Source organism: Micromonospora sp. LHW51205 (assembly GCF_003315815.1).
Lineage (GTDB): Bacteria > Actinomycetota > Actinomycetes > Mycobacteriales > Micromonosporaceae > Micromonospora > Micromonospora chalcea.
On the sequence record NZ_QMEZ01000006.1, the window covers coordinates 15268 to 31684 of the forward strand.

16 protein-coding genes are annotated in these 16417 nt (G+C 72.1%); 6 read left to right on the top strand and 10 right to left on the bottom strand.

What is annotated here, in order from left to right; genetic code table 11:
• Positions 1-40: 40 nt before the first annotated feature.
• The 5 genes from DQE82_RS21950 to DQE82_RS21970 form a co-directional block, all read right to left on the bottom strand.
• The gene (locus DQE82_RS21950; protein ID WP_113973649.1) at positions 41-1666 is read right to left on the bottom strand and encodes a glycoside hydrolase family 13 protein; all 1626 of its coding nucleotides are present in this window, start codon (positions 1664-1666) and stop codon (positions 41-43) included.
• An 84-nt stretch (positions 1667-1750) separates the two neighbouring features.
• On the bottom strand, positions 1751-2638 hold the full coding sequence (locus tag DQE82_RS21955; RefSeq protein ID WP_064446077.1) for a carbohydrate ABC transporter permease: 888 nt from the start codon (positions 2636-2638) through the stop codon (positions 1751-1753).
• A gap of 3 nt (positions 2639-2641) precedes the next feature.
• Entirely contained in the window at positions 2642-3601 is a 960-nt protein-coding gene (locus DQE82_RS21960) for a carbohydrate ABC transporter permease (RefSeq protein ID WP_113973651.1), read from the bottom strand.
• Between the two features lie 60 nt (positions 3602-3661).
• Positions 3662-5038 (bottom strand): ABC transporter substrate-binding protein, encoded by a 1377-nt coding sequence (locus DQE82_RS21965; RefSeq protein ID WP_113973653.1) that lies wholly within the window; start codon positions 5036-5038, stop codon positions 3662-3664.
• Positions 5039-5390: 352 nt separating this feature from the next.
• On the bottom strand, positions 5391-6392 hold the full coding sequence (locus tag DQE82_RS21970) for a LacI family DNA-binding transcriptional regulator (protein WP_166456037.1): 1002 nt from the start codon (positions 6390-6392) through the stop codon (positions 5391-5393).
• Positions 6393-6591: 199 nt separating this feature from the next.
• On the opposite strand from DQE82_RS21970, the gene DQE82_RS21975 reads away from it, so the two are divergent.
• On the top strand, positions 6592-8589 hold the full coding sequence (locus DQE82_RS21975) for a glycosyl hydrolase family 28-related protein (protein WP_113973655.1): 1998 nt from the start codon (positions 6592-6594) through the stop codon (positions 8587-8589).
• Between the two features lie 56 nt (positions 8590-8645).
• On the opposite strand, the gene DQE82_RS21980 is transcribed toward DQE82_RS21975, so the two are convergent.
• The 4 genes from DQE82_RS21980 to DQE82_RS21995 all read right to left on the bottom strand — a co-directional run bounded on the left by DQE82_RS21980 (position 8646) and on the right by DQE82_RS21995 (position 12178).
• Positions 8646-9455: a SigB/SigF/SigG family RNA polymerase sigma factor gene (locus tag DQE82_RS21980; RefSeq protein ID WP_113973657.1), complete on the bottom strand. Its 810-nt coding sequence runs from the start codon at positions 9453-9455 to the stop codon at positions 8646-8648.
• Positions 9456-9597: 142 nt separating this feature from the next.
• Positions 9598-10161 carry a GerMN domain-containing protein gene (locus tag DQE82_RS21985; RefSeq protein ID WP_113973659.1) on the bottom strand — a complete coding sequence of 188 codons (564 nt, stop codon included), beginning with the start codon at positions 10159-10161 and terminating at the stop codon, positions 9598-9600.
• A complete protein-coding gene (locus DQE82_RS21990; protein WP_043324322.1) occupies positions 10158-11507 on the bottom strand; it encodes a HAMP domain-containing sensor histidine kinase in 1350 nt (449 codons plus the stop codon). The genes DQE82_RS21985 and DQE82_RS21990 overlap by 4 nt, the downstream gene beginning before the upstream one ends.
• The gene (locus tag DQE82_RS21995; RefSeq protein ID WP_043324324.1) at positions 11504-12178 is read right to left on the bottom strand and encodes a response regulator transcription factor; all 675 of its coding nucleotides are present in this window, start codon (positions 12176-12178) and stop codon (positions 11504-11506) included. Before DQE82_RS21995 ends, DQE82_RS21990 begins: the two co-directional genes overlap by 4 nt.
• A 150-nt stretch (positions 12179-12328) precedes the next feature.
• On the opposite strand from DQE82_RS21995, the gene DQE82_RS22000 reads away from it, so the two are divergent.
• The 5 genes from DQE82_RS22000 (at position 12329) to DQE82_RS22020 (ending at position 15452) form a co-directional block, all read left to right on the top strand.
• The gene (locus tag DQE82_RS22000; RefSeq protein WP_113973661.1) at positions 12329-12694 is read left to right on the top strand and encodes an STAS domain-containing protein; all 366 of its coding nucleotides are present in this window, start codon (positions 12329-12331) and stop codon (positions 12692-12694) included.
• Positions 12695-12703: 9 nt separating this feature from the next.
• Complete coding sequence (locus tag DQE82_RS22005; RefSeq protein WP_030504078.1) at positions 12704-13015, top strand: hypothetical protein; 312 nt, start codon at positions 12704-12706, stop codon at positions 13013-13015.
• On the top strand, positions 13012-13578 hold the full coding sequence (locus DQE82_RS22010; RefSeq protein ID WP_104112445.1) for an STAS domain-containing protein: 567 nt from the start codon (positions 13012-13014) through the stop codon (positions 13576-13578). Before DQE82_RS22005 ends, DQE82_RS22010 begins: the two co-directional genes overlap by 4 nt.
• A complete protein-coding gene (locus DQE82_RS22015; RefSeq protein WP_043324334.1) occupies positions 13572-13862 on the top strand; it encodes a BON domain-containing protein in 291 nt (96 codons plus the stop codon). Before DQE82_RS22010 ends, DQE82_RS22015 begins: the two co-directional genes overlap by 7 nt.
• Before the next feature lie 138 nt (positions 13863-14000).
• On the top strand, positions 14001-15452 hold the full coding sequence (locus tag DQE82_RS22020) for a cellulase family glycosylhydrolase (RefSeq protein ID WP_199496085.1): 1452 nt from the start codon (positions 14001-14003) through the stop codon (positions 15450-15452).
• Positions 15453-15495: 43 nt separating this feature from the next.
• Here the strand turns inward: DQE82_RS22020 and DQE82_RS22025 are convergent, their stop codons facing one another.
• Positions 15496-16386 (bottom strand): diiron oxygenase, encoded by an 891-nt coding sequence (locus DQE82_RS22025; protein ID WP_113973663.1) that lies wholly within the window; start codon positions 16384-16386, stop codon positions 15496-15498.
• Positions 16387-16417: the final 31 nt, after the last annotated feature.

A 16417-nucleotide genomic window follows, 5' to 3' on the forward strand; every position in this document is an offset into this window, starting at 1 on the left:
CGGCGGCGCCGGCGGCGGGACGGGGCCGCCGGCGCCGCGGTCAGGCCGATCGGGTACGCAGCCAGACCGCGGTGTCCGGTGGCAGCCGGTCGTCGTCGAGCGGGCCGCTGGCGAGCAGCAGCTCGTCGTGCGCGGGCAGCGGCACGGCGGCGTCGCCGAGGTTGACCACGCAGGTGAAGCCGGGTTCGCGGGCGAACGCGAGCACGCCCTCCGGTGCGGGCAGCCACGCCAGGGTGCCGTCGCCGAGCGCCGGTTCGGCGCGGCGCAGCGCCAGCGCGGCCCGGTACAGCTCCAGCATCGAGTGCGGGTCACCGGTCTGGGCGCGGACCGTGCGGTCCTTCCAGTCGGCAGGTTGCGGCAGCCAGGGCGCGGCGGACGCGCCGTCGGGGCTGAACCCGAACGGCGGCGTGTCGCCCTGCCAGGGCAGCGGCACCCGGCAGCCGTCGCGGCCCGGGTCGACCCGCCCGGACCGCTCCCACATCGGGTCCTGCCGCAACTCGTACGGGATGTCCTCGACCTCCCAGAGGCCCAGCTCCTCGCCCTGGTAGACGTAGGCGGCGCCGGGCAGCGCGAGGGACAGCAGCGCGGCGGCGCGGGCCCGGCGGGTGCCCAGTTCCAGGTCGGTGGGGATGCCCTCGCGCTTGGCGGCGAAGCTGAACCGGGTGTCGGCGCGGCCGTACCGGGTGACGTGCCGGGTGACGTCGTGGTTGGACAACACCCAGGTGGCGGGCGCGCCGACCGGGGCGTGCGCGGCCAGCGTGCCGTCGATGCTCTCCCTCAGCGCGGTGGCGTCCCAGGCGCAGCCGAGGAAGTCGAAGTTGAACGCGGTGTGCAGCTCGTCCGGGCGCAGGTAGTTCGCGAACCGCTGCCGGTCGGGCAGCCACACCTCGCCGACCAGTGCCCGCCCGCCCGGGTACGAGTCGGCGATGCGCCGCCAGGCGCGGTACACGTCGTGCACGCCGTCCTGGTCGCGGAACGGGTGCGGCCGGTCCGGGTGGACCTCCGGCAGCGTGCCGTCCTTGACGAGCAGCCCGGCCGAGTCGATGCGGATGCCGTCCACGCCCCGCTCGAACCAGAACCGCAGGATGTCCTCGAACTCTTCGCGGACCCGGGGGTGGTCCCAGTTGAAGTCGGGTTGCTGCGGGGCGAACAGGTGCAGGTACCAGTCGCCGGGGGTGCCGTCCGGGTCGGTGGTGCGGGTCCAGGTCGGGCCGCCGAACTCGCCGGTCCAGTCGGTGGGCGGCAGGTCGCCGCCCGGTCCCCGGCCGGGGCGGAACCAGAACAGGTCCCGTTCGGGCGCGCCCGGCCCGCCGGCGAGCGCGGCCCGGAACCACTGGTGCGCGTCGGAGCAGTGGTTGGGCACCACGTCGACGATGCTGCGGATGCCGAGCGCGTGCGCCTCGGCGATCAGCGCCTCCACCTCGGCGAGCGTGCCGAAGACCGGGTCGATGTCGCGGTAGTCGGACACGTCGTAGCCGGCGTCGGCCATCGGCGACGGATACCAGGGGCTGAACCAGATGGCGTCGACGCCGAGCGCGGCGAGGTGATCCAGGCGGGACCGGATGCCGGCGACGTCGCCGATCCCGTCGCCGTTGCCGTCGGCGAAACTGCGCGGATAGACCTGGTAGATCACCGCGGAGCGCCACCACGGGCTGTTGTCGGCCATGGACACGGGCACCTGCTTTCTGCGGGGTCGGTTCTGCGGCGGCGGGCTGGGCGGCCGGCTTGCGGCGGGCCGCGGTTCGCCCGGTCAGCCCTTGAGGCCGCCGGTGGTCAGGCCGGACATGATGTTGCGCTGGAAGATCAGGAACAGCACGACGGTGGGAATGGCGGCGATCACCGACGCGGCGATGACCACGTTCATCGGGGTGCCGCCGGCGAAGGCGTAGATGCCGACGCTGACGGTCCGCGTCTCCGGCGACGGCATGACCAGCTTCGGCCAGAGGAAGTCCTTCCAGACCGCCGTCACCGCGAAGATCGCCACCACGCCGAGGATCGGTCGCGACATCGGCAGGACGATGGACCAGAGCGTGCGCAGCGGGGAGGCGCCGTCCATCACGGCGGCGGCCATCAGGTCCTCCGGGATCGAGTCGAAGAACCGTTTCAGCAGGAAGATGTTGAACGCGTTCGCCACCAGCGGCAGCCAGATCGCGAACGGCGAGTCGAGCAGGTTGACGTGCACGATCGGCAGGTCGATCACCGTCACGTACTGCGGGACGACCAGCACCATCGCCGGGATCATCAGCGTCGCCAGCATCATGCCAAGGATCAGCCTGCCCAGCACCGGACGCAGCTTCGACAGCGCGTACGCGGCGGCGGTGTCGAACACGAGCTGGAACACCACCGCCCCGGTGGCGTAGTAGAACGTGTTGAACAGCAGCTTCGCCAGATCCAGGTTGGTCCAGGCGTCGACGTAGTTACCCGGCTGCGGGTCGCGCGGGAACAGCGTCGGCGGGGTCTGGGCGATCTCCTGGCCGGACTTCAGCGCGCCGGTGACCATCCAGTACAACGGGCCGAGGAACACCAGCGTGAACCCGGCGACGACCACGGTGAGCACGGCCCAGTAGAGGACGCGGCCGCGACCGCGGCGCAGCTGGGCGTGGGAGATGAGGGTACGGGTGGTGCTGTCGGCGGCCATGTCCTAGTCCTGTCTCGCGGTCAGTCGCAGGTAGACGGCGGAGAACCCGGCCAGCACCACCAGCATAATCACGCCGAGCGCGGCGGCGCCGTTGAGGTCGTTCTGGAAGAACCCGTGCTGGTAGATCAGGTACGCCACGGAGGTCGCCGAGTCCTGCGTACCGGCGCCGTTGGCGAGGATCAGCGGCTCGATGAACAGCTGCATGGTGGCGACGATCTGGAGCATCGCCAGCAGCGCCAGGATCAGCCGGGTCTGCGGGACCGTCACGTGCACGATGCGCCGCCACACCCCGGCGCCGTCGATCTCGGCGGCCTCGTACAGCTCGCCGGGGATGTTCTGCAGCGCGGCCAGGTAGATCAGCACGGCGCCGCCCATGTTCATCCAGGTCGACGCGATCACCATGGCCGGCATCGTCATGGTGGGCGACTGCATCCACTCCGACGTGGGCAGTCCCAGCGCGGTGAGGACCGCGTTGAACAGCCCTGCCTCGCTCGGGTCGTAGGCGTAGAACTTGAACAGGAACAGCGCGGACGCCGGCGGCAGCATCACCGGCAGGTAGACGAGCACCCGCAGGTAGCCCTTGGCGTGGCGCAGCTCGTTGAGCAGGATCGCCACGAAGAACGGCACCAGGTAGCCGAGGACGAGCGCCAGGCCGGTGAAGACGAACGTGTTCTTCCAGGCGGTCCAGAAGCTCGGATCGGCGATGATCCGGCTGTAGTTGTCCCAGCCGACCCAGGTGGTCTCGCCCCGGCGGGTGCGCTGGAAGCTCATCACGACGCCGCGGACCATCGGGTACCAGGAGAAGACGGCGAAGCAGACGACAGCGCCGATGAGGAACGTGTGCCCGGTGAGGTTGTCCCGGACCTTGCGGCCGAGACCGACGCGGCGGCCGGCGGTACGCGACGGCGTCGGCGCGACAGGACCGGTACGGCGGGTGGCGCCGGGGGCGGTGGTGAGCGCCAAGGCGACTCCTGCGGTGCTCGGGGAGGTGGGGCCGGTGCGCCGGCCCCACCTCCGGTCGGGTCAGCTGTCGGCGGCCAGCAGCTGGTTGACCTTGTCCTCGGCGGTCTTGAGCAGCGCGTCGATGTTCGCGTTCGGGTTGGTCAGCACACCGGACATCGCCGCGTCGAGCACCGCGTAGATCGCCTGCGCGTTGCGCGGCTCGCCCTTGATCGGCACCGGGTTGGCCTCGAAGACCGCGAAGTTCGTGGTGTCCACGTTCGCGTTCGCCTTGCGCAGCTCCAGTTCCTGCTTCTGCGCGTCGCTGCCGTTCGTGAACAGCAGCGGCTGGGGCAGGCCGACCGGGTAGTTCTGCGGCTTGGCGCGCACGTAGTCGAACTGGCCCTTACCCGGGGTGAGCTTCTGGTAGGCGAGCCACTTCAGGCCGGCCTTGACCTGCTCGGGGCTCAGGCCCTTCTTGAAGAAGTAGCCCTCGCCGCCGCCCAGCGTGGCCTTGGCCGGGCCGTCCTGGCCGGGCAGCGGGCCCATCGCCCAGTCCTGGTACTTGCCCTGGAACTGGCTGACGATCGCCTGGGTCGCGTCCGGCGCGCCGATGAACATGCCGACCTTGCCGGCGCCGGCGTTGGTGAGCAGGTCACCCCACTGGAGCAGCTGCCGGGCACCCATGCTGTTGTCGCCGTAGCGCATGTCCTTGAGGTTCTGCAGGACCTGCTTGCCCATCGCGTTGTTGAAGTCGGCCTTCTTGCCGTCGGCGCTGAGCACCTGCCCGCCCTGCGAGTAGAGCAGCGACGTGAAGTGCCAGCCGCCGGTGTTGCCCGCGCTGTACTCGGCGTACCCGGCGATGCCGTCGCCGAGCGCGGAGATCTTCTTGGCCGCGGCCCGCACCTCCGGCCAGGTCTTCGGCGGGTTGTTCACGTCGAGCCCGGCCCGCTGGAACAGCGCCTTGTTGTAGATCAGGCCCATCGAGTAGTTCTTCACCGGTACGGCGTAGAGCTTGCCGCCGTCGGTGAAGACCTCCTTGAGCGCCGGGTCGACGCTGTCCCAGGTGGGGACGGTGTCCTTCGTGGCGTACTGGCCGATGTCCATCGCCTGGCCGGAGTCCAGCACCTGCTGCAGGTCGGTCATGTAGCCGTAGAACACGTCGGTGACGGTGCCGCCGGCCAGGCGGGCGGTGAAGTCCGGCGGGTTGTTGCACTGTTCGCCGACGCTGACGCTCTTGACGACGATGTCCGGGTTCTGCCGCTGGAACTCGGCGACGTCGTCGTTCCAGTTCTTCAGCAGCTCCTTCTGCGCGCCGACCGGCTGGCAGTCGACGGTGATGGTGACCTTGCCGCCGGCGTCGCCGCTGTCGTCGCTCTTGGTGGAGCACGCCGCAAGGCTGAGCCCGAGGCCGGTCGCGAGCGCGAGCGCCGCGACCTTCCGATACTGCGGTACGGACATCTGTCCATCCCTTCGGGAACGGGTGTATCCATGGCCTTCACTGATGTGCGGTGACCGCGCGGCTGCCTCTGGTGGTGGAACGGCAGCCGGCACGCGCCCTGCCTCCGGAAACCGCGCCCCGGGTCAGGTGTGAGTGGAGTCACTGTAGCGACGCGAACCGAACCCAGCAAGATGCCGACTGACAAACGCAAGAATTCGACTTGGCCTCGGAAGGACGCGGCTCCAGTCGGCCGGACCATCGATCTTGGAGTTGTGGCGCCTCAGATACCGGCATCAGTGCCGCATTCCGGGCACCACAACTCCAAGATCGACGGATGCGGTGGGGTGGGGTGAGGCGGCGTGGGCCCCGGGGTCAGCGGCGGGGGGCGGGGGCGGTGGAGCCGCGTACCACCAGCTCGGGCTCGAACAGCAGCTCGTCGTGCAGCACCCCGGCGCCCTCGATCTGGGTCACCAGCAGGTCCACGGCGGCCTGGCCCATGGTCTCGATCGGCTGGCGCACAGTGGTCAGCGGCGGGTCGGTGCAGGTCATGAACGCCGAGTCGTCGAAGCCGACCACCGAGACGTCGGCCGGCACCGCGCAGCCCAAACGCCGGGCGGCCCGGATGGTGCCCAGCGCGAGCACGTCGCTGGCGCAGACGATGCCGGTCGCGCCGCGTTCGATCAGCTTCGTGGCGGCGACCCGCGCGCCCTCCATGGAGAAGCTGGACCGCTCCACCATGGACCGGTCCTCGCCCCAGCCGGCGGCCCGGACCATGGCGTCGAGCTTGCGGCGCGAGGGCACGTGGTCGGCCGGGCCGAGCACCATGCCGATCCGGTCGTGGCCGAGCGAGCGCAGGTGGCCGTACGCCTGCTCGACGGCGACCGCGTCGTCGGTGGACACGCGCGGGAAACCCAGCTCCTCGACGCCGGCGTTCACCAGCACCACCGGCAGGCCCCGGTCGGTGAGGCGCCGGTAGTGCTCGTGCGAGGCGTCGGCGAGCGCGTACGAGCCGCCGGCGAAGATGACGCCGCTGACCTGGTGGTCGAGCAGCATCTCCACGTACCCGGACTCCGGTACGCCGCCGATGGTGCGGGCGCACAACGCCGGGGTGAAGCCGCGCTGCGCGAGGCTGCCGGTGACCACCTCGGCCAGCGCCGGGAAGATCGGGTTCTGCAACTCCGGCAGCACCAGGCCGACCAGGCGGGCGCGCTCGCCGCGCAGCTTGCTCGGGCGCTCGTAGCCGAGCACGTCGAGGGCGGTCAGCACGGCGGTCCGGGTCGCCTCGGACACGCCACCGCGGCCGTTGAGCACCCGGCTCACCGTCGCCTCGCTGACGCCCGCCTTGCGGGCCACCTCGGTCAGGCGCTTCGTCACGGCGGCAATCGTACGTCGGGTTCTTGCAAGAAATGAACAGCCGGACGGGTCGGTTCTTGCCAAGACGGGCGACAGGAGGTCCGAAAGAGACGAGCAGATTGATGCTTGAAAGGCAGCAGAATACCGGAATAACATGAGGACCCTTGTCGATGGCCTGCGCCGCCGAGGCCAACCGTCCCCCGAGAAAGTGGGTGCTCCGATGTCGCGGAGCGTGCCGAGGATCCTCGCGGCGGCGCTCGCCGCCGCCGCCCTGCTCGTACCGCCCGGCGCCGCCACGGCCGGCCCGCCGCGCGGACCGGCCCCCGTGGTGACGCGCGCCGGGCTGGACCCCGCGCTCGTCGCCGGGCGCGGTGCGACTGTGGACTACGTCGAGCAGGAGGCGGAACACGGCCGGACCACCGGCACCGTGATCGGGCCGGACCGGTCGGCGTACACACTCGCCGGTGAGGCGTCCGGCCGCCGCGCCGTGCGCCTGCTGCCCGGCCAGCACGTCGAACTCACGCTCCCCCGGCCCACGAACGCGCTGACCGTGCGCTACAGCATCCCGGACGCGCCGGGCGGCGGCGGGATCACCGCGCCGCTGCGGGTGTCCGTCGGGCACGCGCCCGCCCGCACCATGACGCTGACCTCGCAGTACGCCTGGCTCTACAACCAGTACCCGTTCACCAACGACCCCGGCGCCGACCTGCTGCACCCGGACTGGTGGATCACCGAGTGTTCCTGCGTGCCGGCGGCCACCACGCCCGCGCCGGTGATCAGCAAGCCGTTCCGGCCGCACCACTTCTACGACGAGCAGCGGCTGCTGCTCGGCCGCACCCATCGGGCCGGTGAGGTGGTCCGGCTGACCGCGCCGCGCGGCACCGCCGCCGCGTGGACGGTGATCGACCTGGTGGACGCGCACCTGGTCGCGCCGCCGCGCGTGGTCCCCCGCGCGGTGAACGCGCTGTCCTTCGGCGCCGACCCGACCGGCCGGCGGGAGTCCGCAGACGCCCTCGACCGGGCCGTCGCGTACGCCCGGCGGGTGGACCGCCCGCTCTACCTGCCGCCCGGCACCTACCAGGTCAACCGGCACATCGTCGTGGACGACGTGACGATCGCCGGTGCGGGCAGCTGGTACACGATCGTGCGGGGACGCGAGGTCACGCTGGACACGCCCGCGCCCGACGGCTCCCGGCACACCGGCGTCGGCTTCTACGGCCGCAACGCCGCCGACGGCGGCAGCAGCGACGTGCACCTGTCCGGCTTCGCGATCGAGGGCGACGTACGCGAGCGGATCGACACCGACCAGGTCAACGCCATCGGCGGGGCGCTCAGCCACAGCACGATCGACGGCCTCTACCTGCACCACACGAAGGTCGGCATGTGGTTCGACGGGCCGATGACCGGGCTGCGGGTCACCAACACCGTGATCGCCGACCAGATCGCCGACGGGCTGAACTTCCACACCGGCGTCACCCGCTCCTCGGTGACGAACTCGGTGGTCCGCAACAGCGGCGACGACGCCCTCGCCATGTGGTCGGAGGGCACGGCGAACGCGTCGAACACGTTCGCGTACAACACGGTGCAGTCGCCGGTGCTCGCCAACGGCATCGCGCTGTACGGCGGCGCGGACCTGACCGTCGCGCACAACCTGGTCGCCGACCCGGTACGCGAGGGCAGCGCGATCCAGGTGGGCTCCCGCTTCGGGGCGGAGCCGTTCACCGGCCGCCTGCGGATCACCGGCAACACCACGGTCCGGGCCGGCACGTACGACCTGAACTGGAACATCGGCCTCGGCGCGATCTGGTTCTACGCGCTGGACCGCAGCATCGACGCGGACATCCTGGTCAGCGGCGACGCGTACCTGGACAGCACCTACAACGCGATCATGCTGGTCAGCGACTGGCCGGTGAAGGACAGCGTCCGCATCGACAACGTCCGCTTCCGGGACATCCGGGTCGACGGCGCCGGGACGTCGGTGGTCAGCGCGCGTACGGCGGGCGGGGCGAGCTTCGCGAACGTCGACGCCCGCAACGTGGGCGCGGTCGGCGTGAACAACTGCGGGTCGTTCCACTTCACCCCGGCCGGGTCGGAGTTCGCCCTGACCGACCTCGGCGGCAACGACGGCGGCTGGCTGGCCCCGTGGCTGCTGCCGAACACCATCACCTGCGACGACCGTCCGCCGCTGGTGCCGCCGCCACCGCCGTCGCGCTGGTGACACACGACGCGACCCCCGCCGTCACGGGCCGGCGGGGGTCGCGGTACGTGTGTGGCTCAGGCCTCGGTGAGCTGGCCGCGCAGCTTGGTCAGGGCGCGGGCGAGCAGCCGGGACACGTGCATCTGGGAGACACCGACGCGGGCCGCGATCTCGCTCTGGGTCAGGTTGCCGTAGAAGCGCAGCGTGAGGATCTTCTGCTCCCGCTCGTCGAGCGTGGCCAGCGCCGGGCCGAGGGAGGCGCGCAGCTCGGCCAGCTCGTACTCGTTGTCCTCGGCGCCGAGGGTGTCGCCCAGCTCGGTGGCGCTGTCGCCGTCGCCGATCGGGGTGGACAGCGACACCGCGTTGTAGGCGCGGGCGCCTTCCAGGCCTTCGAGCACCTCTTCCTCGGTGACGTCGAGGTGGGTGGCGATGTCGGCGACGGTCGGGGCCCGGTTGAGCGTCTGGGTCAGCGTGCTGTTCGCCTCGGAGATGCGCAGCCGCAGCTCCTGCAGGCGGCGCGGAACCCGGATGTTCCAGGTGCGGTCGCGGAAGTGCCGCTTGATCTCGCCGAGGATCGTCGGGATGGCGAAGCCGGCGAAGTCGACGCCGCGCGAGGCGTCGAACCGGTCCACCGCCTTGATCAGGCCCAGCGCGGCGGTCTGTGCCAGGTCGCCGGCCGGCTCGCCGCGCCCGCTGTAGCGGGCGGCCAGGTGGTTCGCCAGCGGCAGCCACGCCTCGATGACCTGGTTGCGCAGGGCGGCCCGCTGCGGGTGGCCGGCGGGCAGCGCGGCGAGCGCCGCGATCAGCTCGCTGGCACGGGACTCCTCACCGGTCTGCGGCGCGCGCTGCACCTCGGTCGCGGTCGATGCCATGGTCATCGTGGTCATGCTGCCCTTCCTGTCCTCGGAGAACGGGTGGCCTCCCACACCGGTCGTGCCAGCCACACTAGACCAAAGGCCATGGCCAAATCAACCGAACGGACGATGGAGATTTAGTGTCATATCCGGACATAGAGGCGAGCAACGGCCATCAGCGTGGCATCAACGGGCGGTAGTCGGCAGCGGTGAGCGGCAGCACCGAGAGGCTTCCGTCCGCGCGCGGCACCTCCAGCGGCTGCCCGCCGCGGCGGAACGCGACGCTGTACACGTCCGGTCGCTGCGTGAGGCTGCACACGATCTGCCCGAAGGCCAGCACCTCGTCGTTGCGGCCGGTCTCCTCACCGGCCTGGCGCACGTCGACGGTGGCCACGGTGCCGGCCAGCGTGGCCCCGGCCACCGCCACCGTGCCCGGCAGCGCCGTGGACAGCCCCTGGCGGCGCTCCCCCGGACCGGGACCGGCCAGCAGGTGCTGAAGGTGCGTGTCCACGCCGGGCAGCCCGTCCACCCTGCGGTTGACCACGACCAGGCCGTCGTCCCGGACGAAGCAGAACGGCTCGTCCACCCGCCCGTCCCCGTCGGCGGTCGAGGACACCGCAGGCGTCGGGAAGGCCCCGGGCGGCGTCTGCACGAGCCGGGGCTCGTCGTCCACCGGCACCCCGCAGCCGGCGAGCAGCGCCACGGCGAGCAGGGCGAGCGCGAGCCGCCGCCGGCTCACCGGAGCGCTCCGGGCAGCTCGACCCGGAAACGGGCGCCGGGCGCGCGGTCCAGCACCCGCGCCGACCCGCCGTGCGCGTCGGCGTGCTGCGCCACCAGGGCGAGGCCGAGTCCGGTGCCGTCGGTGCCGGCGCGGTCGTGCGCCGCCCGGCCCCGCACGAACCGGTCGAAGATGATCTCCCGGTCGCCCGGCGGCACGCCCGGTCCGTCGTCGTCGACCTCCAGCACGCCCACGCCGTCGCCCCCGCCCAGGCGTACGGCGACCGGGCCGCCGCCGTAGCGCTCGGCGTTCTCCACCAGGTTCAGCAGCGTCTGCGCGAACCGGCGCCGGTCGACCCACCACTCGTGCGGGACGTCGCCTGCCACCTGCACCAGGCTCTCCGGCAGCGATCGTTCCCGGCAGGCGGCCCGGGCCAGCTCCACCACGTCGACCGTCTCGCGGTGCGCCGGCTGCTCGGTGCGGGCCAACTGGATCAGGTCGTCGACGAGGCGCTGGAACCGGGTCACCTCGTCGGCCACCAGGCCGGCGGCGGTGGCGGTGCGTTCGTCCTGGTGCTCGCGGCGGCGGTGCAGCACGCTCGCCGCCGCGGCCAGCGTCTGCAACGGCGAGCGCAGCTCGTGGCTCACGTCGGCGGCGAAGCGCCGGTCCCGCTCGATGCGGTGCACCAGCTTGTCGACCATCTCGTTGAACGAGCTGGACAGGCGGGTGAGGTCGGGGTCGGTGGTCGGATCGAGCCGGGTGGCGAAGTCCCCGCCCGCGATCCGCTCCGCCGCGTCGGCGACCGCTGTCAGTGGCCGCAGGCTGTGCCGGGTGGCGTACCAGCCGAGCGCCGCGCCCGCCCCGGCCACCATGATCGCCACGGCGATCAGCGCCAGGCCCACCACCTGGAACGTCTCCTCGACCTCACGCAGCGAGGTCAGCTCGTAGTAGCCGAGCGCGCCGGGCAGCGGCACGCCGACCAGCAGCGCGGGCTGCCCGTCGAGGCGGATCCGCTGCACCGCGGGCTTGCCGTCGGCGACCATGCGCTGCAACTCCACCGGCACGGAGCTGGCGCCCACGTCGGCGGTACGGGCGTACCAGCCGTCGGGCAGGTGCAGCAGCGGGCGGCGGGCGCTGCCGGTGTCGAGCGAGCGCAGCACCGCCACCACGTCCGGCGTGCCGGTGTCCAGGCCGGAGCGGACCACCGCCGCGTCGTAGTAGGCGGCCCGCACCGCGGTGCGCTCCCGCTCGTCGAGCAGCGAGCGCCGGGTCAGGTCGTACGAGAAGAGGGCCATCAGCGCGGACAGCAGCAACGCGCCGACGGCGAACGCCGCGGTGACGCGGGCGCGCAGTCCGGGACGGGTCATCGCTGCAGCTTGTAGCCGAGGCCGCGGAGGGTGACCAGGTGGCGGGGGTTCGCCGGGTCCGACTCGATCTTCTGCCGCAGCCGGCCGACGTGCACGTCGACGAGCCGCTCGTCGCCGGTCTCGTAGCCCCAGACCCGGCTGAGCAGCTGCTGGCGGGACAGCACGCGGCCGGCGTGCTCGGCCAGCTCGCAGAGCAGCCGGAACTCGGTGCGGGTGACCGGGACCGGCCGTCCGGAGCGGCGCACCTCGCCGGCCTCGGCGCTGATCTCCAGCTCGCCGAAGAACTGGGCGGGGGCGGGCCCGGACACGGTGCGGACCCGCCGGCGCAGCGCCCGCAGCCGGGCCGACAGCTCCTTGATCGCGACCGGCTTCACCACGTAGTCGTCGGCGCCGGCCTCCAGCGCGGCGACGATGTCGTGGGTGTCGTCGCGGGCGCTGATCACCACGACCGGCACGTCGTCGTCGCGGCGCAGCTGGCGGATGCAGTCGAACCCGTTCATGCCGGGCAGCATCAGGTCGACGAGCACGTAGTCGGACGGCTTCTCCCGCTGCCGTCGCAGCCCGTCCTCCGCAGTCGGGGCGCCGTACGCCTCGTAGCCCTCCTCCTCCAGGGCGAGCTGCAGCGCGAGCCGGATGCGGTCGTCGTCCTCGATCACCAGTACGGCCGTCATATGGGCATCATGACCGGCCCGGCACGGGTAGCCCAACCGCGTGGGCCGTTCGTGGTTTTTGTCATCGAACCGTCATACAACCGTCCGGGGACCTCCAAGATCGCTGCGCAGAGTGGGGATCGACACTGAACCCGCCACGGAAGCGACCTGATGCCCGCTACCCTGCCGTCCCCGCCGGAGTCCGCCGTGCCGCACGTGCGGGTGGACATCACCGACGAACTGGACCTCGCCGGGCTGCCCGAGGTCGCGCACGTGCTGGACCGCATCCTCGCGCTGCACCCCCGCGAGCTGACGATCGACCTCGCCGGGTGCCGACATGTGGACGCCGCCGCGGTCGCGCTGCTGCTGGACGTGCACCGGCGGCTGGCGCGGCAGGACGGCGTGCTCACGCTGAGCAACCCGCACCCACGGATCCGGCGCATCCTGCAGACCTCCGGGCTGGGCGCCGTACCCGTCGTCGACACGCCCCGTCCGGCCGCGCGCGGCCGGGCCCGGGTCGCGTCCGCACCCCGCTGAGGAGGGGCCGTGACCGGAAGCACGCTCGTCGGAGCACTCGTGGTGGGTCTCGCCGTCGGTGGCGTGGGCCGGCTCGTCGTGCCGGGACGCAAGGCCGTCCCGGTCTGGCTGACGCTGGCGCTCGGCGTGGCCGCCGCGCTGCTCGGCGCGATCGTGGTCGGGCTGGTGGACCGCCGCCCCGACGCCTCGCCGCTGCTGTCCCTGGTGACGCAGACCGCGTTCGCGGCCGTGGCGGTCGTGCTGGCGGTGGTGACGGCGGGCGGCACGGGCGCGGACCGGCAGGCGCCCGATCCGGGCGCCCGGCGGAAGGAGGAGGTGTGACAGTCGTCCCCGCAGACCACCTGATGATGCTCATCTGCGACGGCTGCGGCGACAGCGTCACCGGCGCGGGCGCGACGCTGCCCGACGCCGAGGTGGTGTGGACGCTCGTGTTCGAGCACGACTGGGTCGGCTCGCCCTTCGCGTCCGGCCCGCACCACTGCCCCCGGTGCAGCGTCCGGGCCACGGTCGCCGAGGACGGCCTGGGCACCGAGGACCTGGAGCAGGTGGCCGGCACCCCGGCCGCCGCCGACGTCGATCCCGCCGAGGCGGTACGCCGGGCGATCGCGGAACGCTCCGTGCGCGGCGACCGCGAACTGGTCGACCTGTCCGCGCTCGAGGTGATCGACTCGGCCGGGCTCGGCCTGCTGGTGCGCGCGCACCAGGACGCCCGGCGCGACGGCCGCCGGCTGTGCCTGCTGTCGCCGTCGCGCTTCGTGCTCACCGTGCTGCACACGATGCGGCTCGACGGCGTCTTCACAGTCGTCGACGGCCGCGCCCCGGCGCCGGGATCCGCGTCCCGGCGCGCGGTCATGACCGAACAGAAGGAGCCCTCCCCGTGGTGATGCCCTGGCCGTACCCCGAGTTCCCGTACACCGGCCGTGAGCCGGAGCCCGACGACGCGGACACCCGGCTCGCCTCGCTCGTCGCCCAGCGGCTCAGCGCCGACTGGACCACCCGGCGGCAGCAGATCACCGTCACGGTGCAGAACCGGGTGGTGATCCTCGCCGGCCTGGTGGCCGATCCGGAAACCCGCCTGGTCGCCGCCGAGCTGGCCTGGGACGTGCCGGGCGTGTTCGACGTCTGCAACGCGCTGCGGCTCTACGGTGGGCGGCGCGGCGGCCGCTGAGCCACCGGCTGTTGCACGGATCGACATCCGCCTCTACGCTCGCCTTGGGAGCGCTCCCCCAGGCCGCCGCGTCGGGCTTTCCGGGCAGGTTCACGACGGGCACCGTCCGATCACCATCAAGCGATGGGACCTTCCCGTATGTTCTCGATTCCCCGCCCGTCCCGGCGGCACCTGCTCGTCGGCGGCGCGGTCGGCGCGCTCGCCCTGGCCGCGACGGCCGTCCTGCCGTCGCCGAACGCGATGGCCGCGACCGGCTGTGCCGTCACCTACACCACCAACTCGTGGCCCGGGGGCTTCACCGCCACCGTCGCGGTGACGAACCTCGGCGACCCGGTGAGCAACTGGACGCTGGGCTTCACCTTCCCCGACGGGGGCCAGCGCGTGGTGCAGGGCTGGTCGGCCACCTGGCAGCAGAGCGGCTCCTCGGTCACCGCGCGCAGCGCGGACTACAACGGCGCGCTCGGCACCGGCGCGAGCACCACTGTGGGCTTCAACGGCTCCTGGACCGGGTCGAACCCGAGCCCCACCTCGTTCACGCTCAACGGCACGGTCTGCACCGGCGGCACCGGCACGCCCCCGCCGAGCACCCCGCCGCCCAGCACGCCCCCGCCGCCGACCACTCCCCCGCCCACGACGCCGCCGCCGACCGGCACCACCCCGGTCGCGATCAACGGCCAGCTCCAGGTCTGCGGGGTCAACCTCTGCAACCAGTACGGGCGGCCGATCCAGCTGCGCGGCATGAGCACCCACGGCCTGCAGTGGTTCGCCAACTGCTACACCGACACCTCGCTCGACGTGCTGGCCGACGAGTGGCAGTCGGACCTGCTGCGCATCTCGATGTACGTGCAGGAGCAGGGCTACGAGACCAACCCGGCCGGCTTCACCGCCCAGGTGAACACGCTCGTGGACAAGGCCGAGGCCCGCGGCATGTACGCGCTCATCGACTTCCACACGCTGACCCCCGGTGACCCGATGTACAACCTGGACCGGGCCAAGACGTTCTTCGCCAACGTGTCCGCGCGCAACGCGGCCAAGAAGAACGTGATCTACGAGATCACCAACGAGCCCAACGGGGTCAGCTGGTCCACCATCCGCAACTACGCCGAGCAGGTCATCCCGGTGATCCGGGCCAACGACCCGGACGCGGTGATCATCGTCGGCACCCGCGGCTGGTCCTCGCTGGGCGTGTCCGACGGCAGCAACTCCGACGAGATCGTGAACAACCCGGTGCGGGCGCAGAACATCATGTACACGTTCCACTTCTACGCCGCCTCGCACCAGGACAACTACCGCAACGAGGTGCAGCGGGCCGCCTCCCGGCTGCCGCTGTTCGTCACCGAGTTCGGCACCGTCACCTACACCGGCGACGGCGCCGTCGACGTCGCCAGCAGCAACGCCTGGCTCGACCTGCTCGACCGGCTGAAGATCAGCTACGCCAACTGGACGTTCTCCGACGCCCCCGAGGGTTCGGCCGCGCTGCGGCCGGGCACGTGCGCGTCCGGCTCGTTCAGCGGGACGTCGGTGCTGACGCAGTCCGGCGCGTACATGCGCGACCGGATCCGCACCCCCGACAACTTCCCGACCTCCTGACCGGGCGGCCGGCGGCGATCCTTCCCCTTCGGGTCGCCGCCGGTCAGCCCTCGATCAACCCGGCCCGGCGCCACAGCAGCCGGCCTGGCCCGGCCACCAGACCCAGTTCGGTCAGATGCTCGGCGATCCGCTGCGCCGACCAGCGCAGCGTGGCCCGCCAGTGCGGGTTGGCCCGCGCCGCGGCGTGACCGGCCGCCGGGTCGATCCCGACCGACGCGTACGCCCGCGGGTGCACCAGCCGCCGCGTGATCGAGTACGCGGCCCGCCCGATCACCAGCCGCGCGTACGTGAGCGCGACCGGCCCGGCCGCCTCCACCTGCCGGGCCAGCTCGTCGCGGGCGAAGCGCACGTGCCGGGCCTCCTCCACCACGTGGATGCGCGACACCATCCGGATCAGCGGCTGCAACGACTCGTCGGCCATGATCTCGCGCTGGAACGAGTCGAGGATCTCCTCGGCGATCAGGATGGCCGCGTACATCTGCGGGCCGGTGGCGGTGGCCTTGAGCCAGCGCCCGAGCAGGTGGTCGACGGGCTCGGCGCGGTAGACGGGCGCGCCGGTGGCCTCGATGAGCCGGCCGAACATGATGGAGTGCCGGCACTCGTCGGCGACCTCGGTCAGCGCGTACTGGGCGTGCCGGCTGGTCGGATCCGCGTCGTAGTAGTGCCGGATCAGCATCTGCATGAGGATCGTCTCGAACCAGATCCCGGCGCTGGCGGCGCTGGCCACCTCGTGCTTGGTCAGCTCGACCCGCTGCTCCTCGGTCAGCCCGTCCCACAGTGGCGTGCCGTAGAGGCTGCTGCGCTGCGGCGGCAGCCAGTACGCGCCGGGCACTGGCGGCGCCGACCAGTCGACGTCCACCAGGGGGTCGTAGCTGGTACGCACGGAGGCGGTGAGGAGGCGGGCGGCTACCGCCTCGCGCGGGAATCCGGCCATGACCCCTCCATATTGACGTAACTTCCAGTAA